19 protein-coding genes are annotated in these 24,074 nt (G+C 37.3%); 15 read left to right on the top strand and 4 right to left on the bottom strand.

Going from position 1 to position 24,074, the window contains the following annotated elements; all coding sequences use genetic code 11:
- Positions 1–17: 17 nt before the first annotated feature.
- The 9 genes from NYE52_RS19295 to NYE52_RS19255 all read left to right on the top strand — a co-directional run bounded on the left by NYE52_RS19295 (position 18) and on the right by NYE52_RS19255 (position 9,684).
- Positions 18–1,589 (top strand): ABC transporter substrate-binding protein, encoded by a 1,572-nt coding sequence (locus NYE52_RS19295; protein WP_341194548.1) that lies wholly within the window; start codon positions 18–20, stop codon positions 1,587–1,589.
- A gap of 129 nt (positions 1,590–1,718) precedes the next feature.
- On the top strand, positions 1,719–2,702 hold the full coding sequence (locus tag NYE52_RS19290) for an ABC transporter permease (protein ID WP_341194547.1): 984 nt from the start codon (positions 1,719–1,721) through the stop codon (positions 2,700–2,702).
- Complete coding sequence (locus tag NYE52_RS19285; RefSeq protein WP_341194546.1) at positions 2,702–3,619, top strand: ABC transporter permease; 918 nt, start codon at positions 2,702–2,704, stop codon at positions 3,617–3,619. The genes NYE52_RS19290 and NYE52_RS19285 overlap by 1 nt, the downstream gene beginning before the upstream one ends.
- Positions 3,620–3,631: 12 nt before the next feature.
- Positions 3,632–4,651 carry an ABC transporter ATP-binding protein gene (locus tag NYE52_RS19280; protein ID WP_341194545.1) on the top strand — a complete coding sequence of 340 codons (1,020 nt, stop codon included), beginning with the start codon at positions 3,632–3,634 and terminating at the stop codon, positions 4,649–4,651.
- The gene (locus tag NYE52_RS19275) at positions 4,645–5,616 is read left to right on the top strand and encodes an ABC transporter ATP-binding protein (protein WP_341194544.1); all 972 of its coding nucleotides are present in this window, start codon (positions 4,645–4,647) and stop codon (positions 5,614–5,616) included. Before NYE52_RS19280 ends, NYE52_RS19275 begins: the two co-directional genes overlap by 7 nt.
- Before the next feature lie 16 nt (positions 5,617–5,632).
- Complete coding sequence (locus NYE52_RS19270; protein ID WP_341194543.1) at positions 5,633–7,243, top strand: amidohydrolase; 1,611 nt, start codon at positions 5,633–5,635, stop codon at positions 7,241–7,243.
- Positions 7,244–7,396: 153 nt separating this feature from the next.
- Positions 7,397–8,464: a glycosyltransferase gene (locus tag NYE52_RS19265; protein WP_341194542.1), complete on the top strand. Its 1,068-nt coding sequence runs from the start codon at positions 7,397–7,399 to the stop codon at positions 8,462–8,464.
- Positions 8,465–8,523: 59 nt separating this feature from the next.
- Positions 8,524–8,985: a GNAT family N-acetyltransferase gene (locus NYE52_RS19260; protein WP_341194541.1), complete on the top strand. Its 462-nt coding sequence runs from the start codon at positions 8,524–8,526 to the stop codon at positions 8,983–8,985.
- A gap of 99 nt (positions 8,986–9,084) precedes the next feature.
- The gene (locus tag NYE52_RS19255; RefSeq protein WP_341194540.1) at positions 9,085–9,684 is read left to right on the top strand and encodes a restriction endonuclease; all 600 of its coding nucleotides are present in this window, start codon (positions 9,085–9,087) and stop codon (positions 9,682–9,684) included.
- Positions 9,685–9,745: 61 nt separating this feature from the next.
- Here NYE52_RS19255 and NYE52_RS19250 read toward each other — a convergent pair whose 3' ends face one another.
- Genes NYE52_RS19250 through NYE52_RS19240 form a run of 3 tightly spaced genes read right to left on the bottom strand, consistent with a single transcriptional unit; the run spans position 9,746 to position 13,463 of the window.
- Positions 9,746–11,092: an MFS transporter gene (locus tag NYE52_RS19250; RefSeq protein WP_341194539.1), complete on the bottom strand. Its 1,347-nt coding sequence runs from the start codon at positions 11,090–11,092 to the stop codon at positions 9,746–9,748.
- 31 nt (positions 11,093–11,123) lie between these two features.
- Positions 11,124–12,653 (bottom strand): FGGY-family carbohydrate kinase, encoded by a 1,530-nt coding sequence (locus NYE52_RS19245; RefSeq protein ID WP_341194538.1) that lies wholly within the window; start codon positions 12,651–12,653, stop codon positions 11,124–11,126.
- 33 nt (positions 12,654–12,686) lie between these two features.
- Positions 12,687–13,463, bottom strand: coding sequence for an SDR family oxidoreductase (locus NYE52_RS19240; protein WP_312096585.1), 777 nt, complete (start codon positions 13,461–13,463; stop codon positions 12,687–12,689).
- Positions 13,464–13,678: 215 nt separating this feature from the next.
- Here NYE52_RS19240 and NYE52_RS19235 point away from each other — a divergent pair, with 215 nt between their 5' ends.
- Positions 13,679–14,803: an ROK family transcriptional regulator gene (locus tag NYE52_RS19235; protein ID WP_341194537.1), complete on the top strand. Its 1,125-nt coding sequence runs from the start codon at positions 13,679–13,681 to the stop codon at positions 14,801–14,803.
- A gap of 120 nt (positions 14,804–14,923) precedes the next feature.
- Here the strand turns inward: NYE52_RS19235 and NYE52_RS19230 are convergent, their stop codons facing one another.
- The gene (locus tag NYE52_RS19230) at positions 14,924–15,682 is read right to left on the bottom strand and encodes a CAP domain-containing protein (protein ID WP_445669123.1); all 759 of its coding nucleotides are present in this window, start codon (positions 15,680–15,682) and stop codon (positions 14,924–14,926) included.
- Positions 15,683–15,931: 249 nt separating this feature from the next.
- Here NYE52_RS19230 and NYE52_RS19225 point away from each other — a divergent pair, with 249 nt between their 5' ends.
- From NYE52_RS19225 to NYE52_RS19205, 5 genes are all read left to right on the top strand, one after another.
- Entirely contained in the window at positions 15,932–18,019 is a 2,088-nt protein-coding gene (locus NYE52_RS19225; RefSeq protein WP_341194536.1) for a glycosyl hydrolase family 18 protein, read from the top strand.
- Positions 18,020–18,036: 17 nt separating this feature from the next.
- Positions 18,037–18,468, top strand: a complete 432-nt coding sequence (locus tag NYE52_RS19220) for a hypothetical protein (RefSeq protein WP_341194535.1) — start codon at positions 18,037–18,039, stop codon at positions 18,466–18,468.
- Positions 18,469–18,600: 132 nt separating this feature from the next.
- Positions 18,601–20,151, top strand: a complete 1,551-nt coding sequence (locus NYE52_RS19215; RefSeq protein ID WP_341194534.1) for a C40 family peptidase — start codon at positions 18,601–18,603, stop codon at positions 20,149–20,151.
- Between the two features lie 175 nt (positions 20,152–20,326).
- A complete protein-coding gene (locus NYE52_RS19210) occupies positions 20,327–21,271 on the top strand; it encodes an LCP family glycopolymer transferase (protein ID WP_341194533.1) in 945 nt (314 codons plus the stop codon).
- Between the two features lie 248 nt (positions 21,272–21,519).
- Entirely contained in the window at positions 21,520–24,051 is a 2,532-nt protein-coding gene (locus NYE52_RS19205) for an EAL domain-containing protein (protein ID WP_341194532.1), read from the top strand.
- Positions 24,052–24,074: the final 23 nt, after the last annotated feature.

Genomic DNA, 24,074 nt, shown 5'->3' with positions numbered 1-24,074 from the left:
TGTTGGGGGGAGAATATATGAAAAAAAGAGCAATAGCAGTTCTGGTCATTATTTTAACTTTGCTTGTTAGTGCGTGCTCAAGCGATAATACAGCTACTGATACGAATAATAATAGTACAGGTGGAACAAAAGAATTTAATAAAGAGGAATTAAATATTGCCATGCCAGCAGCGCCGCCAAACTTAGATCCGCATTTAAGTGTTGCTGCTGTGACTGGGCAGGTTGTACTGAATATGTTTGAAACGTTAGTAACCTTTGATGAAAACTATGAGGTGCAGCCATCACTAGCAGAAAAAATTGAGATTAGTGAAGATGGCAAGACCTATACTTTTCCATTGCGGGATATAACGTTTCATGATGGAGAAAAATTAACAGCTGCAGACGTGATTGCATCTCTAGAACGATGGGGCAGATTATCGCCAGTTGGAAGAAATGCGATGGCAGATGTAGAACTTGAAGAGCAAGATGAACAAACAGTTGTGATGAAATTAAAACAAGCTTCTAATACGATATTGTATGACTTAGCGTATCCTACTTCTCAAGCTGCTTATATATTACCTAAAAAGATCATTGATAAATTCGGTGACGATGTTATCACAGAATTTATAGGAACGGGTCCATATAAATTTGATGAATGGAAGGCTGATCAATACATCCAATTGTCGGAAAATACAGAATATAATAATCCTTCATTCGAAAGTTCTGGCTTAGCAGGGGCGAAGGAGCTATCTTACAAACAGCTTCGTTTTTATATTGTCACAGATGCTTCTACTCGTTTAAATGGGATTAAATCTGGTGAATATGACTTAGCACTTTCCTTAACTACCGATCAATATGATTCTCTTCAGGGGAACCAAGATTTAGAAACTACAATTGTTAAGCCAGCAAGTTATCCTGGATTAATTTTTGACAATACTACTGGCATATTCAGTGAGGTCGATGCTAGACAAGCAGTCCTTGCTGCATTAGATTTTGATGAAATTATGTTAGCATCAGCTGGCCATAAGGATTTTTACCGAGTGAGTCCAGGACTATTAATGGAGGAGCAGACAACTTGGTTCACGGATAAGGATGGAGGTCTTTATAATCGAAAGGATCAGGAAGAGGCAAAGGAATTGTTAAAAAAAGCTGGATATAATGGGGAACCAATTACCATTATGGCCACTCAAGATTATGATTACATGTATAATGCAGCACTAGTCATTCAATCACAATTAGCAGAGATTGGCATGAATGTTAATTTAGAGATTTATGATTGGCCAACTTTGTTAGCGAAACGTGCGGAGCGAAATGAGTGGGATGCATTTGTTTCAGGATTTCCAATGGTAGCTCAACCAACACAAACCTTATTTTTAGATTCAAAAAATGGTCATGCTTCCGGTTATGCAAGTGAAGAGATGGATAATTTCCTAAATAAAATACGAACTGCTCCAACACAGGAGGAAGCATATACAGCTTGGGAAGAGGCACAAGAACTTTATTGGAAGGATGTACCTGTTATTAAATTGGGGGATAATTTCCAATTCAATGCGAGCCAAAAAGGTGTTAAAACAAGTACGATATTTTCACTAAATGTATTTTGGGAATAGAGAAAATTAAAGTTGACTGAAGTTGTCTCGAGATATGCAAGTTTACGAGACAACTTCAGTAGGATTTATTTTTTTGAATAGGAATGATTTCATGGAAAGAAACGAAATTCTATTAGAGGTGATTAGAGATTGCTATATTATCTAATAAAACGTGTACTAGCGGCAATTCCATTACTGTTTATCATTTCTATCATTGTTTTTAGTATTATTCATCTAACTCCTGGAGATCCGGCTATCTATATGTTAGGTGCAGATGCACCAGAGGAGGATTTGCAGCGATTACGTAATCAACTTGGTCTTGATGATCCATTAATTCAACAATATTTTGCATGGCTAGCTGGGATTGTAAAAGGAGATTTTGGTATTTCTATTTATGAAAATCTACCAGTAACAGAGGTTATTATGAATCGTGTTCAGCCAACTCTTTCTCTTACCATCATGGCTATTCTTATTTCGATTATTATCGCCATTCCTTTAGGTGTGCTGGCTGCTGTGAAACAGGGGACTTTTTTAGATACATCTATTATTAGTTTGGCACTTATTGGAATATCCACTCCAACCTTTTTAATCGGAATTTTCCTTATGATATTATTTGGAGTCCATTTAGGGTGGCTACCGGTATCGGGATATAAGCCGTTGAGTGAAGGAATAGTGGGACATTTTCGTTATTTAATATTACCAGCATTTACATTAGGACTCTTACAGGCAGCACTAATTATGCGAATGGCGAGATCCTCCATGCTAGATGTTCTCCAGTCTAACTTTATAAAAGCTGCGAAGTCACGAGGTGTTAAGCCTTTACGTCTATTGATCTTGCATGCGTTTCGAAATGCATTATTACCAATTATAACGGTTATTGGGATGTCCATTGTAACTTTATTTGGAGGGGCTGTTATTACGGAAAGCTTATTTAATATCCCTGGAGTTGGACAAATGACCGTAAATTCCGTATTAAGACGAGACTATTCAGTCATTCAAGGAACCATTTTATTTGTGGGTGTTATTTATATACTTATAAATTTAGTGATTGATATTCTATATACCATCATTGATCCACGTGTTCAATTAACAGCAGGACCAAAGTATTCTTTTAAGAAAGAAAGGAGTACATGATGATTATTGAAAAGGGAGAAAATCCATTAGTCATTAGTAACCTTGATGATGTTGTGAATAATATTGAAAAAAAATATAAAAAAGAACAGCGCGTTATTCAATGGAAGAAAATTTCCGTGAATAAGCTGGTAGTTACAGGCTCTATAATGGTTTTTTTCGTTCTACTATTAACCTTATTAACCCCTTTTATTGCTAAATATGATCCAGTAGCGATTAATCCTATTGATCGAATGAAGGGACCAAGTGTGGAGCATTTTTTTGGAACAGATAATTTGGGGAGAGATGTATTTAGTCGCGTTCTTTTTGGTGCTAGATCCTCCTTAATGGTAGCTGTCTTTGTTGCTTTGTTCAGCACCGTAATAGGAACGGTTATTGGGCTCCTTACTTCCTACTATCGGGTGTTGGATAACATCATGATGCGGATTATGGATGGGATAATGGCTATTCCAGAAATTCTTCTTGCGATTGCTTTAATGGCAGCTTTAGGTCCAAGTAAGGTCAATATTATTATTGCCCTTAGTATTATTTTTGTACCTAGTATTGCTCGTACTGTTCGCTCTGCTGCTTTAGCTGTGAAGGAAATTCCATTTGTGGAGGCACTAAAGGCTTCTGGCGCCAATTCTTCTCGTATCATTTTTTATCATATTTTACCGAACTGTATGTCCTCCTTGTTAGTGCAGGTTACCTTTGTATTTGCCTATTCGATTATTGTCGAGGCATCCTTAAGCTTTCTTGGTTTAGGAACACCGCCGCCAGCACCTAGCTGGGGAACTATCCTTCAAGAAGGAGCTACCGTTATTGATGTTGCTTGGTGGATGACTGCTTTTCCAGGTCTAGCAATTATGATTACGGTAATTGGTCTAAATTTATTAGGGGATGGGATCAGGGATTTATTAGATCCTCATTCTAATGAGTAAGGAGGGGATTAGATGGGAGAAATAAATCAACCGATTCCTGAGACTATATTGGATGTTCAACATTTGAAAGTTTCTTTTAAGACGAATAAAGGGCTATTGACTGCTGTGGAAGATGTTTCTTTTCAGCTAGAAAGAGGAGATATTCTTGGAGTTGTAGGTGAATCAGGTTGTGGAAAAAGTGTAACGGCTTCTTCTTTATTAGGGTTACTTGATACGAAGAAAGCAGTGGTTGATGGACAGATTTTATGTCAGGGGATCAATCTAGCTACTTTGAAGGAAAAAGAATTTCTGAAAATAAGAGGCAGTATTATCTCGATGGTCCATCAAAATCCAATGACTGCATTAGATCCGTTATATACGGTCGGTACCCAATTAGTTGAAACGATTCGTTTGCATAAAAAAATTTCGAAGCAGAATGCCAAGCAAAAGGCTATTGAACTTTTACAAAAGGTTGGGATTCCTTCTGCTCCAGTTAAATTTCACGCCTATCCCCATCAGTTATCTGGAGGGATGAAGCAAAGAGTGATGATCGCCATTGCCCTTGCTTGTGAGCCTGATATTTTGATAGCAGATGAGCCAACTACTGCATTAGATGTCACAATACAAGCACAAATATTAACTTTATTACAGGACTTACAAAAGGAATTTAATATGTCGATTGTTTTTATTACCCATGACTTAGGGGTAGTGGCGAAATTTTGCAAGAAGGTTATGGTAATGTATTTAGGTCAAGTGGTTGAATATACAGATGTGAAATCTTTATTCACAAATCCAAAGCATCCCTATACAAAGGGATTGCTAAAAGCAGCTCCGAGAATAGATGGAAATCGAAAGGAAAGACTTTATAACATAGAGGGAAGCGTTCCTCCACTAAGTGCCATTCCCACTGGGTGTCGCTTTGCTAACCGCTGTCCGTTTGTGGAAGAAAAATGTAGCCAAGTAAAACCAGGCTTGGAGGACTGTGGCACAAATCATACAGTAAGGTGTTGGAAGCATGATGCCATTGAGAGTATGGAGGTGAAGATATGGTAATGCTTGAGACAGAGAAAAAAATCATTGAAGTTAATAATATGACGATTCAATTTCAATCGAAAACAAAGGAACCTTTTATTGCTGTTAATAATATCTCATTTCATATAAAGGAAGGGGAAACGTATGGCCTTGTCGGTGAATCAGGTTCGGGAAAAAGTACAACCGTAAGAGCTATAATGAATTTAGTCGATATTACGTCAGGACATATTTTGTATAAGGGAAATGATATTGGGAATGTTTCACAGAGGCAGTTCCGTAAATATAGAAAAGAGCTTCAAATGATTTTTCAAGAACCCATTTCTTCCCTCGATCCGAAAAAGAGGGTTGGGCAGACCTTAGTAGAAGTATTAAAGATTCATAAATTATATTCTCCGAAAGAACGCGTTTATCGTTGTATAGAGATGCTTGAAAAAGTGGGGCTTGCAGCTGAGCATTTCTTTAAGTATCCCCATCAATTGTCTGGAGGGCAGGCGCAGCGAGTATGCATCGCGCGTGCTTTAATTATTAATCCGAGTGTACTTGTTTGTGATGAGCCTGTCTCCGCTCTCGATGTTTCGATTCAAGCACAAATTATTAATTTATTGCTAGATTTAAAGAAAGATATGAATTTAACGCAAATTTTTATTGCGCATGATTTAAGTGTTGTTAGACATATCTCCGATCGGGTAGGGACCATGTATTTAGGGAATATTGTGGAAGAGGCACCAACAGATGCCTTATTTTCTAATCCGCTTCACCCTTATACACAGCTATTATTGAAATCGGTACCTACTATAGATTCTTTTTCAGCGGAAGAAAGTAATCCCATGAAGACTGAAACAGAAATAATAGAACCTAGTGCAGATAATATTGGTTGTAAATATAAAGGGATATGCCCTTTTAGCATGGAAAAATGTCAGACAGTAAGACCTGAATGGAAAGAAGTGAAACAAGAGCATTTTGTAGCATGTCATCTTTATGAATAAAAAAGGGGGAGAAAAAATGAAAGCTTCATTAGTATATTTAAACGGTGAAATTATTACGGTGGATACTGGATTTTCTGTCAAAGAAGCAGTGGCGGTTGTGGATAATAAAATTGTGGCGGTTGGGTCTAATGAAGAAATAAAGACCTGGATTGGGGAAGATACAAATGTAGTAGATTTAGGAGGAGACTCGTTACTACCTGGGTTTATAGATGCCCACCTGCACCTTCTTAATTTCGGACTAACGAAGGTAGCAACCAATCTAAAACCATGTAAGTCGATAGATGAGACGTTAGAATTGCTTAAGGCTAAAGCTGATGAAACACCGGCGGGAGGCTGGATCAGAGGTTGGGCCTATAATGACAATAATGTGGCAGAAAATCGTATGCCTAATCGAAAAGAGTTGGATTCTGTCTCCACTGTGCATCCTATCTATGTGCAGCGTTCATGTGGACATGTAATTGCAGCGAATAGTAAAGCTTTGGAGTTTGGTGAGATAACAGCTGAAACACCTAATCCAGCAGGAGGAGAAATCGAAAGAGTAAATGGAGAAGTGACAGGTGTCCTAAAGGAAGCCGCGCGCTCAAAAGTTCTTGATAAGGATGTTTATACAGATGAAGAAGTATTATCTGGTTTGCATTTGGCTGCGAAGGATTATATCCAATCAGGAATCACAAGTGTTCATGATATGGGAGGAAAAGAAAGGGACCATCTCCTTTATTTACAAAAAGTGGCGAAGGATCCAGATTTCAAAATGCGCGTATATGCATCGATTGTGTCATTTGATAACTCTTCCGATGCAATTGATAAGACATTAGATGCAAGCATTTTAACAGGCTTAGGGAATGAAAAATTTAAAATAGGTCCTAGTAAACTATTTTTAGACGGAAGTATTACAGGACAAACCGCTGCGATGAGTGAGGGCTATGTAACCGATTCAGATAATAAAGGGATTTTATATAAGAGCCAAGAAGAGGTCAATCAAATTATGGAACGTCCGCATAATGCTGGTTGCCAGATTACCGCCCATGCGATTGGAGATAGCGCTGTTGAACTGATGGTCAATTGTATTGAACATGTAGTAACAAAGTTCCCACGGGAAAATCACCGTCATCGTATCGAGCACGCTTCAGTATGTAATCCTGAGTTAATACAAAGAATCAAGAAATTGAATGCAATCATTGTCATAAATCCTGCTTTCTTTTATGATTTTGGGGATGAATATGTTAAATATATTGGATCAAAAGCAGAATGGATGTTTCCATCCCAATCATATCTAAATCATGGAGTGAAGGTGGCAGCTGGCTCAGACAGTCCCATTACAGACTTCGAACCTCTTTTAGGCATACAGGAGATTGTTATTCGAAAAACAAAAAATGGAACGGTTATCGGAGAAATAGAATGTACCTCTCTTGAAGATGCGATTCGAATGTTCACTATAAACGGTGCCTATGCCTCCTTTGAAGAAGAAATCAAAGGAAGTATTGAACCAGGAAAACTAGCAGATTTCGTTGTCCTAGAGGGATCTATTCTGAACACAAACGCAGAGCAAATTAAAGACATCCCAATTAAACATACCGTAATTAACGGAGAAATCGTGTATGGGAATGAAGCAGCAGTGGTTAAATAAGGGAAATAGAGGGACGGTTCTTATGGGAACCGTTTCTTTGGTTACTGTTTTATAAGTGTAGTTTTCATTTAAATAGGAATAATTTATAGTTGTATTAAAAGAATAGGTTTCTTCGATTTCTTTTTGCAGGAGACTTAATAAAGGAGTATCGAAATGAAAACAATCGCCTATTATATTTCTGACTATGGATTTGGGCATGCGGCTCGTTCTATTGCGATTATTCGTGAACTTTTAGAAAAGGAACCTTCCTATCGAGTCATTATAAGCCATTCTTTTGCAATGGATTTTTTGCGCAATTCTCTTCCATATGATCAAGTTTCCTTTCGAAAGATTGCCACAGATGTTGGCTATTTTTTAAAAGAGGGAAGCTTAGAGCCAGATAAGGAGAAGCTGGCGAAAGAATTTGATCGGTTTGTAGAGGATTGGGAGAAGAAGATTCTATCAGAGGTTCCATTTTTCCAACTGGCGAAAGTGGATTTGATTATCACAGATATTTCTCCACTGCCATTGGAAGCTGCTGATAGAGTAGGAATTCCTACGATAGGTATATCTAACTTTACCTGGTACACGGCATATGAAAGCTTATTGGACCAAAAAAGATTAGAGATTTGGAAAAGTTCCTACGCGAAAATGTCCTGTTTTTTTCTATTAGCTGGAAATCAGGAAAGCAATTGGCCTTGCGAAAAGCGATTATTTCCTTTTTTCGCTCGCAAAGTACAGGAGGATATGGTAGAGCGTATTATTGACCAGATTAATCCGACTAGGAAGAAGACCATTATCTTTTTTGGATTAGGGATGAAGATAGAAGGAATAGAAGTTGAATCGCTTCCTCTATGGGAAAGTGAGAACTGTGTGTTTATCGTATCGTCGAATGTAAAGGTAGATAGAGACAATGTATTCTCCATTCCAATAGAGGAAACGGAATCTCAAGCATATATCGCGGCGAGTGATTTAGTCATTACAAAAGCAGGATGGGGAACGATAAGCGAGGCAGTTGTCTATAATGTTCCGTTGTTGATTTTGAATAGAGAAGGAATGACGGAAGACCAACATACGATTAACTATATTCGCCAGCATGGACTGGGTAAAACAATAGAGTGGGAAGAAATGCAGAAATATCAGTATCAAGGTGAGAAGCAAGAGAAGAAGGAAAATGGGTTTAAGAATGAAGTAGAAGAGATAGTGGGAGAGTTGAGGGAAGCGGGGGGACGGTTCTACTGATTCCCTTCGTGTCCTCAGTAGAACCGTCCCTCTGAGGACATTATGGAGAGGTGAAACAAATGAAATGGCATATAAAGAATTTTAATGAGTTAACGAACATGGAATTATATACGCTTTTGAAGGAGAGAACGGCTGTTTTTGTGGTGGAACAAAATTGTCCGTATTTAGAGGTTGATGGGAGAGATCCTGATTCTTATCATTTATTTGCTGAAAGAGAGGGGGAGCTGGTTGCTTATTTAAGAATTTTACCACCAGGGGTTTCTTATTCAGAGGCTTCGCTAGGAAGAATTTTAGTGAAGAAAGAATGGAGAGGACAAGGCTTGGCAGAAGAGCTTGTGAGTCGAGGGATTGATTACATCAAAAAGGAATTAAACGAAGATGTGATAAAAATACAGGCTCAAGAATATTTACGAAGGTTTTATCAGTCCTTTGGCTTTCAACCGATTTCAGAAGTATATTTAGAAGACAATATTCCTCATGTTGATATGTTATTAAAGGAAGGTACAGGGGAAACTAACTAATTTTTAATACGCGGAAAGTTGGATAAGGATAATAATGCGAATCTCTGTATAAAAAGAATCATTACTGCCTACCCTTTAATAATGCAAGGAGTGATGAGAATGTTCTATATGGAGATTATCGTAGCAATTCTTTTAACAATGGCTTTTATTAAGTATTTTTGGACTAAAAAGGAAGATCAATATCAAACTTCGCTTTTGGCAAAACATATCGAATCAAGTAATGAATTGAAAAAGACGCTGGCAATGGGGCTTTATTTGCGATTTCGAAAAGAAAACGAGGATAATCCACCAAATTATTCTGAGATTTATATAAAACAGGACCCTATCCAGTTTGAAACCTTTGCTGCTGAAATCATAGAAAAAACAAGAGGAGGGTCGACTTGGGTTACCCCTCCAACAAGAGATTTTGGGGTTGATTTCGAACATGAAACAGAAAATGGGCTATTCCTTGGACAAGTGAAATGTTATCAGGGAGACTTACCTTTTGACCCGATTGCGCTAATTCATTCCAATATGGTGAAAAGAGTTGCAGTAGGCGGGTATGTTATTACAACAGGTAGCTTTACACCTGCTGCGTATGAGTATGCCAAAGAATTAAATGTTGAATTAATCGATGGAGTAAAGTTTGTAGAAAGCTGGTTAGGGAGTTTAAGCAAGGTGGAAAAAGAAATGAAAGAGATATTGCCAGATTTAGTGTAAAAAGGAGAGGGGCGGTTTATGTGGATGAATGTCCTCACAAGAACCGTCCCTCTGCTTCCCTTTATAGATTCACCACATTTTTATTAAATTCGCTACGTCTGCGGTTCAGCTCTATGTCCATTGATGCTCGTTGATTATCGAGCTTGTAGAACAACATGGTTATTCCGATTAGTAAGCAAATGGCTAGTGGAACCCAGATGAAGCTTATTTCGATATAGGATAAAGCTTTGGGTGTTTGTGTGGAATTTGGTACATAGCCGCCCATTTGTAGGAAAACGCCGACAAGTGCGCTACCAAGACCTAGGCTTATTTTTACGGCGAAACCTTGAAAGGCTGCAATCATTCCAGCGATACTTTTGTTGTTTTTATACTCGGAATAATCGATAATATCTGGTTGGATTGCAAAAGTGGTTCCAAAGATCCCGTAAATTCCAAGTCCGGTAATTGCCAAACCAGTAATTAGTAAGACAGGAGATGTTTTTCCGAAATAAATCATTAAATCTCCAACAATATAAATCACTGTACTTAATAGCAATACGGTTTTTTTCGGTAATTTCTTTTGAAGCCAAGGTAGAAGTAGCAGCATTGGCAGTCCAGAGAGAATACCGAAAAGTCCTACAAATGTGAGCCAATCTGTCCGCCCAAGATTGTATGTGAAATAATAGATAACCGTAGTGTTTCTTATAACAAAAAGGGCGAAGTAAAGAAAATTCAAGATAAAAAAGATCATCGCATGGCCAGTTAATCCTTTTAAATCTTCTTTAAAAGTAGATTTTCCTCGTTCTACAGTAGGTGGTACGACTTCTTTTGTATTCATAAACGTAAAGATAAACACAATTACTGCTGCAACCCCGTAAATAGTCATTGTAATGAGATATCCTTTTTGGGTATCCCCTTTTCCGAAAAAAGTAACAAGTGGATTTGTTATGGTCATAACTAAAGCGGTTCCAATTAAGGCACAAATCATTCTAGTTGAGACTAGCCAGTTTCGTTCATGATTATCCGAAGTTAATCTTGGCACAATGGTGTTTAATGGAATATTTACTACTGTATAGGCAATGTTTAATAAACAATACGTTACGTAAGCCCATACAATTTTTCCGCCCATACTGAAATCCGGTACAATGAAAGTTAAAATTGTAAAGACGGCAAATGGAATAGCTCCAATAAGGAAATAAGGTCGTCCTTGTCCCCATCTAGTATTCGTTCTGTCTACTAATAATCCCATGCCTGTATCAGCAAATGCATCGATAATCTTTGTTACGAGCATTAAAGTTCCAGCAACCGCTGCGGTAATTCCAAAGACATCTGTATAGAAAAACAGTAAATAAGATGCCATTGTACTAAATACAAGATTACATGCGAAGTCCCCAGCTCCGTATCCAATCCTTTTTCTCCATTTTTCCATCCCTATCACCATCCATTTCGTAAAAAAACTCTTATATTGCGGAAATTCTTGTCAACGTTTTCATATCTGTTTTTAAATTCTTATAGATAGATTTATAAACATGATAATATTCATTGTATTTTTGATGATTCTCTGTATTTGGCATAATTTTTTCATCGAGAACCTGCCATTTCTTTACTTCTTCATAAGAGAGAAGGCCAGTTCCAATTCCGGCAAGCATAACATCGCCCATATTGGCTTCTACATCATGAATCGGACAGACAACTGGATAGCCTGTAACATCTGCAAAAATTTGGCGCCACAATTTAGATTTGGTTACACCGCCTGCAAGTAAGATATATTCTCCAAGATCTTCACCAGTCGCTTCAATTGCATCACGTAAAGAGAAGGCAACTGCTTCAAGAAATGCACGATAGATGTGAGCTTTTGTATGTGCTAATGATAGTCCGACAATAGTTCCTTTTGCGTCTGAATCCCAAATTGGACTTCTTTCGCCCATAAAATAAGGAAGGACAATCAAGCCATCACTCCCGACTGGAATGTTAGATGCTTGTTCATTTAAAACATCGTACGCATTCTTTCCGCCAGCCTTTTCGACTTCCAATTCGTATTGGCACATTGTTTGACGGAACCATTTGACAATCGCACCCGCAGTAGCTCCACCAGCAAAATAATAGGAAAGTCTTTTCGCATCATATAAATAGGGCCAAACAATTAAGTCCGTTCCTTTGACTGGTTTATCAGATATTAGTGCCGCACACATGGAAGTTCCAATTGCTGCTGCATAAATGCCAGATTCTAATACACCAAGGCCGATATTCGCAGCGCCACAGTCAATACCACTAGCGATAACTGGCATTCCTTCTGACAGTCCTAACTCTGCTGCTGCTTCTTTCGTTAAGCCGCCGACAATATCGGTTGATTCCACAATTTTTTCCGGCATTAACGAAGCTGGAATTCCCATCGCATCCATCATTTCTTTTGACCATGTTCTGTTATTCATATCAAAGATTCCACCGATATTCCCTGCAGAAGAATAATCAATTGCAACTTCTCCGGTTAGTTTGAAAATCACATAATCATTTGGTGGAAGAAATAGCTTGGTTTTTTGCCAGTTCTCTGGTTCGTTGTTTTTCATCCAGAGGATTTTTGTGTATCCATAATAAGGGTCAGCGCCATTATGGGTAATTTCAAGAAGCTTTTCTTTTCCGATATGCTCAAGTACCCAGTTAGATTCTGCTTCTGCTCTTCGATCCATCCAAATCATACAAGGTCTAACAGGCTCCATGTTTTCGTCCAATGGAATACCGGAACCTCCATATAAACCGCTGATTGCGATGCCGCGTATTTTCTCAGGTGGAATTCCTGCTTTTTGCACCGTGTTTTTAATGGAGGCTTTTGTTGCTTCAAGCCAAACATCTGGCCATTGTTCCGCCCATAAAGGCTTTGGAGTTAACACATCGTATTCTTGTAAATCTTGTGCAATTAAGTTTCCATCAGTATCCATTAGAATCGTTTTTGTTCCAGAAGTTCCGATATCCGTACCGAGTAAGTAATTCATAAATAGTTCCCCCTATAGAAATCTATGAGTCTATTAAATCGCAGTGAAAGCACCGTCGATTACAAAGTCTGATCCTGTCGTAAAGCTGCTAGTGTCTCCAGCTAGATAAACACAAATGGATTGAAGCTCTTCTGGTTTCCCCATGCGATTAAGCGGTGCCATTTCATTCCACTGTTTAATTAAAGGTTGTAAGCTTGGAGAATTTAGCGTAAGCTCTGTGCCGATATATCCTGGACTAATGCAATTAACACGTACATTTCTTGATGCCCACTCGACTGCTAGTGATTTTGTTAGTTGAATCACGCCTGCTTTTGAAGCATTGTAAGAACATTGTGGTTGGGGAACGTTTACAATATGTCCTGACATAGACGCTGTATTAATAATCGAACCGCCACCCTGTTTCAGCATAACTTTTCCTGCTGCTTGCGCTGTTAGGAACACACCTGTCAAATTAATATCAATGACTTTTTTCCATTGATCAAAAGTCATTTCTTCAGCTGGGACATTCAAACAAATTCCAGCATTACAAAAAGCAACATCTAAACGACCAAAAGCTTCTAATATAGTATCCATCATAGCGTTTACATCTTCAGGATTTGTTACATCTGCTTTAATTGCGATGGATTTTATCCCATTGTTTTCTTCCAATTCTTTTGCTGTTTTTGTTGCTTCTTCTATATCTAAATCAACGATTGCGATATCAGCGCCAGCTTCAGCGAAAGCCGTTGCAACACTTTTTCCAATTCCTCTAGCTCCACCAGTAACAAAGATTTTCTTCCCATCTAATCTCATTTTTTCTATAATGCCCATATTTATCATTCCTTTTCGTTAAGTTATTTTGTAAAATAGTTTTATAAAATATATTTACATAATAAAACGTTTTCTTTAAATAGTCAATAAGAAGAAAATTTAAAAATGTCAAACTATTATTGACAAAGATAGGATAAAAATAGGTTTTGTGATATATTAAAGGAGAATTTAATGAAGTAGTTTTATAAAACTTTTTTATAAAATGGGGTTTTTTCATGGATAATAACATAACATTTCAAGATATAAAAAAAGGGAATTACTCATCGATCTATCATCTTCTTTATCAAAATGGGAAGCTTTCCAAACAAGAGATTGCGAATCAGCTGCATTTAAGTTTGCCGACAGTTACACAGAATTTAGTACGTTTGGAAAAGGAACAATTGATTGAGAAGAGTGGGCAGTTTGAATCTTCTGTTGGAAGAAGGGCAACAGCCTATGCAATTTCTCCACAAGCCTATATCAGTATTGGAGTAGAGATTCAGGCAAATACTGTTCAATTTTTAGCGATAGATCTACTTGGACAAGCCTTTCAGGAAGAAAAGCTCTTTATAAAATATTCGAGTGAAGCAAGCTATTATAAAGAAGTGAGCGATTCGATTCAGAAGTTTATTGCGTCTCTTGATATTGCGGAGAATCAGGTTCTTGGAGTTGGCTTCGCTGTTCAGGGACTAACATCCAATGACGGGAAAAAAATAACCTATGGGAAAATCTTAATTTCTACTGGATTAGATGTAGAAGTATTTTCCCAATATCTCCCGTACCCTTGTATGTTTTTACATGATGCTAAATGTGCAGCAACAACAGAATTATGGGTGAGAAATGATATTGGAGATGCTGTCTACTTATCAATTGGCCCACATCTTGGCGGTGCTATCATCATCAATAATCAAATATATATGGGAAAAGAAGGGCATAGTGGAACGGTGGAGCATATGACAATAAATCCGGATGGACCTTTGTGTTATTGCGGAAAGAAAGGATGCATGGAAACCTACAGTTCTGTTAATGCCCTATTGGAAAGTGGAGAGACGTTAGATACTTTCTTTGAAAATGTGCGATCTGGGGTAATTTCTTTTGTAGAAAGATGGAATACTTTTTTAGACTATTTAGCATTTTCCATGAACAATTTGCATCTTGTCCTTAACAGAGAATTTATTATTGGAGGGCATATCTCCTCCTACTTAATAGAAGAAGATATCCACATTCTTCATGAAAAAACAAATGAAAAGTCTGCATTTCCAAGTAACGAACGCTTTATTCATATAAGTAGCTCACCGGCAAAAGGCGTTCCAATTGGAGCAGCTATTCCGTTTGTCCAATCTTTTTTGGATAAGATTTAGTGGGAATCAGGGGGACGGTTCTACCGCTTCCCCTGATAGTTAACCATTACATGTATGATTAAATGAAAAAAATTGCTTTATTATGTATGAGAGGGTGCGGTAAAACCGCCCCTCTTTTTCTTATTTCTTAACAAACATCTGTACCCATTCATAACCGCCTTCGTCAAACCCAACGCCGATATGTGTGTACTTATCATTTAGTATATTAGCACGGTGTCCTTCACTATTCATCCAAGCCTCTACCACTTCTTCAGGTGTACGCTGTCCTTGAGCGATGTTTTCCCCAGCGGATTGATAAGTGATTCCAAAGTCTCTCATCATGTCGAATGGTGATCCATACGTTGGACTTGTATGAGAGAAATATCCTTTATCGTTCATATCCTTCGCTTTCATATCAGCAACATTGTTTAGTTCTGGATACGCTTGTAATGCAGGAAGACCTTGTTTCTTTCTCTCAGCATTTGTTAAATCAATAACTGACTCAATAAAGTTGCTCGGTTCTTTCTTATTATCAGCATTCGTTGAAGGAGTAGTCTGTGGTGCCGGCTGAGCCCCTTGATTCGTTTGTTGTTTCGGTGTAGCTTGTTTTGGTGTAGCTTGTTGTCTTGGTGTAGCTTTTTGGATTTGTCTATTTGCTGCATTAGGCTCGTAAGTTCCTACAATTGTTCGGAATTCATATTTTGCATCTTGAACCTTTATTGGCTGTGTATGTGGATATTTTTTACTGCTTACATTTGTCGTTAAGCTAGATATAGTATCCTCATTATAACGATGGTTAGAATCCCAATCCATCGCTTCACGATCATTGTTGTTACATCCAGCTAGCGCAAGAAGAAGCATGCAAGCAAGAATGGAAAATATATTTTTAATTTTCATCATTATATTTTGCTCCTTTTATTATTAAGTTTTTACCCTTTTATTTTTTCTTCTTTAACCAAAATTACATATGGGAATTAAAAGCAAATACAAAGGAGTTCGGAGGGACGGTTCTATTGCTTCCTTTCCATTTAGTGGATAAAGGGAAACAGTAGAACCGTCCCTCTGTTTCCCTTTCCATGAATTGGCATTGTGGTGTTGGCTGTAGAACTGTCTGTCTGAATCCATACTAATTGGTAGGGGGTGAAATAAATGGACCTGAGTAATTTTGATCAAGTGGATATTAAAGAGGTGAATGGGGAGTATACGCTTATTTTGCGTATGAAAGGGGAAGAGCCGTCATTTGATACGGAATTTGGGAGTGAGTTTTTTCACACGACGAAAGAGAGTGGAAAGGCTTTAATGACTTCGGCTAAACAGTTTATCAAAAAGGAATTTCCCAAAATTAAAAAGGCAACGATTGTTTTAGCTGTTGGAACGGTTATTTTGACAAGCTTTCCTTTTCAAAAGGCGGAAGCACATGAAGTGACTTTTAATATGTCCTATCTTTATTTTGGGAATACCAAATCGTATATTTCCCAAATTGATAAAACACAGGGAAATTTAAGCTTAGTTTCCCCAAGTTATTTTGATATAAACGCGGATGGTTCTTTGAAGTTAACTACGCAATATGATTCTGCCTTTGTTAACGAAATGCATAATCGGGGCATTAAAGTAGTGCCTTTTTTAAGTAACCATTGGGACCGAAATGTAGGGCGTGCTGCATTAAATAATCGAGAGAAGTTAACCACGCAAATTGCAGATTTTATTATCAAAAATAATTTAGATGGTATACAGGTAGATATTGAAAACACGACTGAAGTCGATCGAGATGCCTATACTGATTTAGTGAGGCTTTTGAGAGAAAAATTGCCTTCCAATAAAGAAGTATCGGTGGCGGTTGCTGCGAATCCGAATGGATGGACGAAAGGATGGCATGGTACCTACGATTACAAGGAATTAGCAAAGTATTCGAGCTATCTAATGGTGATGGCATATGATGAAAGCTATGAAGGAAGTCCTGAAGGTCCCGTTGCAAGCTATGGATGGGTGGAAAAATCGATTCAATACGCATTAAAGCAAGGTATTTCTCCAGATAAAATAGTACTGGGAATCCCCTTTTACGGGCGCTATTGGAAAGAAGGAGAAGCGACTGGAGGGACAGGGATTTCTAACGTTCGCGTAGATGAGCTGTTAGCTAGATATGGAGGAACAGTAGTATTTGATGAAGCGACAAAGTCTCCAAAAGCGACAATTACGATTAAACAAGGGGATCCTGTTACAACAATTGCGGGAAAAACATTAACGCCAGGAACCTATAAAATTTGGTATGAAAACAGTGATTCGATTGCCGCGAAATTTGAGTTAATTCATAAATATAATTTAAAAGGATCAGGTAGCTGGAGTTTAGGACAGGAAAGCGTATCTATCTGGCAAAATTATCGTGCTTGGATGTCTGATAATGGTCAGGTGACTCAACAGCCACAGCAATTACCATCTACTCAAGCAACCTCCACATACACCGTTAAATCTGGTGATACTTTATGGAAAATTGCTACATCCAATAATTTATCGGTCGATCAGTTGAAACAATTAAATAATTTAACAAGCGATACTATTTTTGTCGGACAAGTATTAAACGTTTCTTCTACAACAGAAAATATGCAAAGTCCATCTACAGATGTTGCATCTAATACAAATGAAGTAAGCAAACCAGAACCAGAAAAGGTCACAAAGCCAGCAGAAACGACTGTCGTTGTTCCACCTGCAAAGACAACAACGGTTAAGCAAGCTACCAAAAGCACTACCACTACAAAAGCCGTTGCGCCCGCTAAACAAACGAAATATCCAACATTGAAATCTGGTTCTAAAGGGGCCGCTGTGACGGATATGCAAAATAAGCTTAAGAAAACGAAGATGTATACAGGGAAAGTTAATGGGGTTTACGACACTGCTACGAAGAAAGCAGTCCTTGCTTTTCAAAAAAAATATAAGCTAAAAGCAGATGGGATTGCAGGTCCAGCAACGTTAACAAAATTAGACAGTGTAGCTGCTGCAACTAAAACGACGACCACCGCTGTAAAAAAATATCCTACCTTAAAGCAAGGTTCTCAAGGAACGGCTGTTAAGGATATGCAGAATAAATTAATTAAAACAAAGAGCTATAAAGGGAAGGCGCTTGGGAAATATGATGCTGCTACTAAAAAAGCGGTAATTGCCTTTCAGAAAAAATATAAGCTGGCAGCAGATGGGATTGCGGGTCCCGTTACACTTGCTAAATTGGATAGCGTGACTAAATAAAAATAGGAGTGATGTATATGAAAAAACAATTAATTTTTATTCCATTTGTTTTATTTTTATTTTTCTTTCCAACTTCATTTATGGCAAGGGAAGAAGCGGCAAAGTATTTTGGAGTGAATGCCACAGTAGAGAAGATTAATCAAGATGAGTACGTAGTAAAGACTAAAGGAGAGAAAACGGAAGAAGGAGTTGTTTATACATTATCAGGGGAATTTTCCTCTCTCCAAATTCAACCTAGCATAAATTTAAAAGGGAATGGAAAATATCTAATAGTAATACAGGAAACAGATGCAAGAGGAACCTTTATCAATGAAAAGAAATTGCCAATAGAACTTACCGATAACTGGCAAACATTTTCAGTTCCATACAAAATGAAAAGCACCACATCACAAATAGATGTAATGGTACTTACCCCAACAAAAACAAAGACAGAATTCTTTATAAAATAAGAGAATCAGGATGCATATGTTTACGGAGGGACGGTTCTTATGCTTCCGATTAAGAAATACCTGATTGAAAAGGGAAGCAGTAGAACCGTCCCTCCGAGGTCTTTTAGGTCAATAAAAAAGGAGCGATATATTATGGAAACGTTTCAAAGGTATGAGCTGAAGAAGGATCCGCAAAGTGATGAGTATACATTAATTATTTTTGCGGATGATTATTTATCGGAGTTTGGTGAGGAACTGGGATCGATTAATAAGGAAAAGACTTCTCTTTTAGCAGCTGCTAAAAAGATGCTACATGATCGTTATCCAAGTCTTAAAGTTAAGATGATAAAAGTGGTTGTCGGCGGCATTGCGATAACTGCAATCCCTTTTATGATGGATCCGCCAACCTCAGCACAAGCAGCAGCATTAAGCCCCACAACTGTTCAATCACAAACTTCAAATTCCGTTTATTATGTAGTTAAATCGGGAGATACACTTTGGAATATTTCACAAAAGTATAATTCCTCTGTAGATGAAATAAAGCAAGCAAATCAATTATCATCCAACACGCTAAATCTTAATCAAAAGCTTATTATTCCACAAGCTTTTCATAAAGTAGGAACAGGAGACTATTTGACGGTTTTGGCAAAAAAATACAGCGTTAGTGTAGATGCGATAAAAGAAGCAAATAACTTAACTAGTGATAGCACAACAATCGGGCAAGTCCTAATTATTCCAAAACTAATAACTGGAGATACAAGCACGACGAGCAATTCCAATTCATCTCCTTCTGCTTCAACCAATCAAACAGGTAAATACACCGTTGTTTCAGGAGATACGCTTTCAGCAATTGCCAGTCGATATGGTACGACTGTAGATAATCTTAAGAGTATGAATGGATTGTCGTCTAATACCATTTATGTAGGACAAGTTTTAACCGTGTCAGGAACTAGTTCGAACGGAAGCAGTGATATAAGCCAAAACCAAACGTATACAGTTGTAAGTGGCGATTCTTTATCTTTAATCGCAAGAAAGTACAATGTAACTGTAAATCAAATTAAGGAGACCAATAATCTTACTAGTGACATAATCCGTGTTGGGCAAGTACTAACCATTCCGAATGGACAAGTAGCCGGCACTACTACTCCAACTAACACCACTACAACAGCAGTTCAGAAAAATCTACAAACACTTGGTTACTATGCTGTCCCCGCAACGACTGGAAATACAAGTGTGTCTGCCAAAGAGGCAATTCAAAATTTTCAAAGGGATTATCTGTTACCTGTAACAGGTAATGCAGACGAAGCAACAACAACGGCCATCAATCATGCCATTGTAAAAAAAGCGCTAATAAGTGATACCAATAATTATCTTGGGGTCCCTTATGTATGGGGTGGAACTACTCCAAAAGGGTTTGACTGCTCAGGATTTGTATCCTATATGTTTAATCAGCATGGAGTATCCATGGCTCGCAATACTTCTGCTGGTATGTATAATACAGGAACAGCCATTCAAAGAGCTAACCTGCAGCCAGGAGATTTAGTTTTCTTCGCCGTGAATACAACAGGGACAATTTCCCATGTAGGATTTTATATGGGCGATAACCAATTCATCTCCGCCACAAGCTCAAAAGGAATCGCTGCCTATTCCATGGATAACTCCTATTGGTCACAGTATTATGTAGGGGCAAAGCGAGTATATTAGGGATATGGAGACCGCGGAGAAAATTCACTAACTAAATATGAAAAGGGCTACTTTCAATAACAATAGTTAGCAGTTTTTCAGTGACCCTGAACCATTTCTCTGTTTTCATCATTTTCTCATTTTTGTATTGTAAAATTCATGGAATAAAACAATTAAAAAGAAAGTGAGAGCGGGAATGAGAATAAGGAAAAGCAAAAAGAAAAAGAAAAAGATATGGATTACTTTAGGGGCAATCATTGGAATACTTGCTATTGGGCTAGGATCATATGTATTTTATCTATTTCATAGTGTAGAAGAGACAGCAAACAAGATGTATAATCCTCTTGATGAAGATTCAAATTCAGAAAAAAAAGAAAGAGAAGCAAAACTTAATGATAAACAGCCAATCTCCATTCTACTGATGGGAGTCGATGAAAGAGATGGGGATGTCGGCAGATCGGATACACTTATTGTCATGACTTTGAATCCTCAAAAAGAAAAAATGCAAATGGTAAGTATACCTCGTGATACGAAAACAGAAATCATCGGGGATGGACGAGTGACAAAAATCAACGCTGCATATGCTTGGGGCGGTGTTAAAATGACTAAGGATACAGTAGAAGCTTTCACTGACGTGAAGATGGATTACTATATTCAAGTAAACATGGAAGCACTAAGTGACTTGGTTGATGCCATTGAAGGAATTACCGTACAAAACGATTTGGATTGGATTGATGAAGGGTATTATAAAAAGGGCTATCATTATAAAAAAGGTACATTAACATTAGATGGGCCACAAACACTTGGATTTGTAAGAATGCGTCATTTGGATCCTAATGGCGACTTTGGTAGAAATGACAGACAACGAGAAGTCATTAATGCAATAATTGACAAGGCTACAGGGATATCTACAGTGACTCATTTCGATGAAATTCTTGATGCTCTTGGATCAAATGTAAAAACTAACATTACATTTGATCAGATGATGGATATTCAAAAAAATTATCGAAACGTCCGTAAATCAGTAGAGCAATATGAAGTTTCTGGTGTAGGTACTTCTCCTGGACAAACCTATTATTTAAATGTTTCAGATGAAGAGAAGACAAAAGTGCATGATATGTTAATTGGTAATATGCAATAATAATTGAGACGGAAAAGGACAATAACTAGGACACTAACTCCCAGTTAATGTCCTTTTTCACTTTTTTTCGAATTCGAAGTGACGATTCCGAAGATTTTCATTTAGATAATTAGGAGAAAAGCCATTCTTATTTCCCTTCCATTTAGAAAAATCTTCTATTGGAATTATTAGGATTTTACTATATTCTTAATATATATATAGGAAAAAATAAGCAGGATTCAGACTTTATTCCTAAGGGGTGAAGAAAATTGGTAAGTAATGAAATGAAGATAAATATATTATTAGTAGATGATCGACCGGAAAATTTACTTGCTTTAGAGGCGATTATCGAACAGAAGGAATACAATTTGATAAAGGCTTTTTCTGGGGAAGAGGCGTTGAAATATTTATTAAAGTATGACTTTGCGGCGATTTTATTAGATGTGCAGATGCCAGGAATGGATGGCTTTGGAACGGCGAAGATTATTAAAGCCCGAGAAAAAACAAAAAACATCCCAATTCTTTTTATTACAGCTAATAATATGGATTCGGAGCATATTTTTACAGGCTATTTACTTGGGGCAATTGATTATATATTAAAACCCTTTGATCCTATTATTCTAAAGACGAAAGTAGAAAGACTTGTAGAAATTTACAAAATGAATCAAATGCTAAAAAAACAAGCAGAACGATTGGAAGAAAAGAAAGTGGAATTAGAGAAAGCCAATAAAGAGCTAATGAGAATTTCCTCTGATTTATTAGTTTCTGAAGCTTTAGCGAATGTAACAAGTGAAACATCTAGTGATTCAATGCTTGTTCTAGATAAAGATGGGTTTATCTTGAAAGTGAATCCTACAGTGGAAAGAATGTTTCTTTACACTAATCAAGAATTACTCCATCAAAATATTAAGAGGTTGTTTTCTAGTGAGAAAACGCAAAAATATGTACATGCTATCCTGACAGCAATACATAATCTGGAGAGCATTCATGGCTATGAAAATAACAAAGAAGTGGAGTTGACTAGAAAAGACGGAACGCATTTTCCAGCGGAAATTCAATTTGGAAAAAGGTATGTGCAAGAGAAATGTATTGTTGCCTGCACAATCCGCGATATCACGAGGAAAAAAGAAGATGAGAGACGGATTACGCATATGGCATATCATGATGGTCTAACAGATTTACCGAACAGAAGATTGTTTAATGATCAATTAAAGCAATATGTAAATAAGGCGAAAGACAATTTTGAACCGTTAGCCTTACTATACCTTGATATGGACCGCTTTAAATATATAAATGACTCCCTTGGACATTTTATTGGGGATAGAATTTTGTGTGAAATTTCAAAATTATTAAAACGATGTATGCACAATCATGATTTTGTTGCTAGAGTTGGTGGGGATGAATTTAATATCATTCTACCAAATACGAATAGAGAAACTGCCTTAGAAAAAGCAGAATATATTTTAAAAGAATTTAGGAAGCCTATTTATATTGATAATTATGAACTATTTATTACAACTAGTATCGGTATTAGTGTTTTCCCCTACGATGGCGAGGATGCTTCTATATTAACCAAAAATGCAGATGCGGCATTGTATAGAGCGAAGGAAGCAGGGAAAAATCAGTATAATGTTTTTCATTCTGGAATGAATCTCCAATCCTATCGAAAATTCATTATGCAAAATGATTTACGTAAGGCATTGGAAAGAAAGGAGCTCAAGCTAGTTTATCAGCCCAAGTTGGATTTAGAAACAAACCAAATTAATGGTGCAGAAGCATTGGTTCGTTGGGAACATCCAAACTGGGGAACAATTATGCCAAGTGAATTTATCCCATTAGCAGAGGAAACAGGAGTAATTATTGAAATGGGGGAATGGGTATTTCAATCAGCCTGCGAGCAAGTAAAACGATGGGAAAAGAAAGGGATTGATTCCATACGTATAGCTGTTAATTTTTCAGCTCGACAGTTTCTGCAAAAGGATATATCAGCAAAAGTGGAAGAGATTCTTATGAAAACTGAAACAAATCCCAGCCTTATCGAGATAGAGATTACAGAGTCTGTTCTATTAGGAAATGAAAATAATATCGGCAAGCTATTTCATCAGTTTAAAAAACTGGGAATTCATATTACGATTGATGATTTTGGAACAGGATTTTCTTCCTTAAATTATTTAAGACGTTTCCCGTTTCAAACATTAAAAATAGATAAGTCATTTATTCACGATTTATCCAACAAACAGACAGAAAGTATCGCATTGATCCAGTCTATTATTTCTTTGGCAAAGGCTTTGAATATGACTGTCATAGCAGAGGGAGTGGAAACAAAGGAGCAATTAAAACTACTAAAAGAACTTCGTTGCCAAGAAATGCAGGGATATTTATTTAGCCCTCCTATTTCTTCGGAGAAATTCGAAGCTCTATTAATGGAAAACCAAGGAAATAAAACGCTTAAAAGTAATAGTTTACTAGAAAATGAGCTAACATTAGTAAAAAATGAGGTTCCATATACAATTGCTCCTCCTATGAATGGAAGCTTTGACACCAATCAGGAAATATTAACTGCTGCCTTAAACAAAACCAAAAAGATTTATGCAATCTCTAATAGAGAAATGGATGTGTTTGAGTTGATTGTACAAGGCTTAAGTAATAAGGAAATTTCAGATAAGCTATTTATTAGTGAGCATACAGTTAAGAATCATATTACAAAAATTTTTCAAAAGCTAATGGTGAATGACCGCTTACAAGCAATGGCAAAGGTCTACAATGCCTGTATGGAAGAAGGGAAAATTCGTCAAGCTTAATACCTGCCAATTTATTAGAAATA

This window comes from Niallia sp. FSL W8-0635, from assembly GCF_038007965.1.
Taxonomy (GTDB): Bacteria; Bacillota; Bacilli; order Bacillales; family Cytobacillaceae; genus Niallia.
The sequence above is the reverse complement of the archived record's forward strand: the minus strand, read 5'-3'. Positions and strand labels throughout refer to the sequence as shown.

What these genes read in the sequence shown, in the direction of transcription:
- NYE52_RS19235 (WP_341194537.1), top strand. Translation starts at nt 13,679, where the DNA reads ATGGATAATAACATAACATTTCAAGATATAAAAAAAGGGAATTACTCA.
- NYE52_RS19250 (WP_341194539.1), bottom strand. Translation starts at nt 11,092, where the DNA reads ATGGAAAAATGGAGAAAAAGGATTGGATACGGAGCTGGGGACTTCGCA.
- NYE52_RS19255 (WP_341194540.1), top strand. Translation starts at nt 9,085, where the DNA reads ATGTTCTATATGGAGATTATCGTAGCAATTCTTTTAACAATGGCTTTT.
- NYE52_RS19280 (WP_341194545.1), top strand. Translation starts at nt 3,632, where the DNA reads ATGGGAGAAATAAATCAACCGATTCCTGAGACTATATTGGATGTTCAA.
- NYE52_RS19270 (WP_341194543.1), top strand. Translation starts at nt 5,633, where the DNA reads ATGAAAGCTTCATTAGTATATTTAAACGGTGAAATTATTACGGTGGAT.
- NYE52_RS19260 (WP_341194541.1), top strand. Translation starts at nt 8,524, where the DNA reads ATGAAATGGCATATAAAGAATTTTAATGAGTTAACGAACATGGAATTA.
- NYE52_RS19245 (WP_341194538.1), bottom strand. Translation starts at nt 12,653, where the DNA reads ATGAATTACTTACTCGGTACGGATATCGGAACTTCTGGAACAAAAACG.
- NYE52_RS19265 (WP_341194542.1), top strand. Translation starts at nt 7,397, where the DNA reads ATGAAAACAATCGCCTATTATATTTCTGACTATGGATTTGGGCATGCG.
- NYE52_RS19220 (WP_341194535.1), top strand. Translation starts at nt 18,037, where the DNA reads ATGAAAAAACAATTAATTTTTATTCCATTTGTTTTATTTTTATTTTTC.
- NYE52_RS19295 (WP_341194548.1), top strand. Translation starts at nt 18, where the DNA reads ATGAAAAAAAGAGCAATAGCAGTTCTGGTCATTATTTTAACTTTGCTT.
- NYE52_RS19240 (WP_312096585.1), bottom strand. Translation starts at nt 13,463, where the DNA reads ATGGGCATTATAGAAAAAATGAGATTAGATGGGAAGAAAATCTTTGTT.
- NYE52_RS19210 (WP_341194533.1), top strand. Translation starts at nt 20,327, where the DNA reads ATGAGAATAAGGAAAAGCAAAAAGAAAAAGAAAAAGATATGGATTACT.
- NYE52_RS19230 (WP_445669123.1), bottom strand. Translation starts at nt 15,682, where the DNA reads ATGATGAAAATTAAAAATATATTTTCCATTCTTGCTTGCATGCTTCTT.
- NYE52_RS19225 (WP_341194536.1), top strand. Translation starts at nt 15,932, where the DNA reads ATGGACCTGAGTAATTTTGATCAAGTGGATATTAAAGAGGTGAATGGG.
- NYE52_RS19285 (WP_341194546.1), top strand. Translation starts at nt 2,702, where the DNA reads ATGATTATTGAAAAGGGAGAAAATCCATTAGTCATTAGTAACCTTGAT.
- NYE52_RS19215 (WP_341194534.1), top strand. Translation starts at nt 18,601, where the DNA reads ATGGAAACGTTTCAAAGGTATGAGCTGAAGAAGGATCCGCAAAGTGAT.
- NYE52_RS19275 (WP_341194544.1), top strand. Translation starts at nt 4,645, where the DNA reads ATGGTAATGCTTGAGACAGAGAAAAAAATCATTGAAGTTAATAATATG.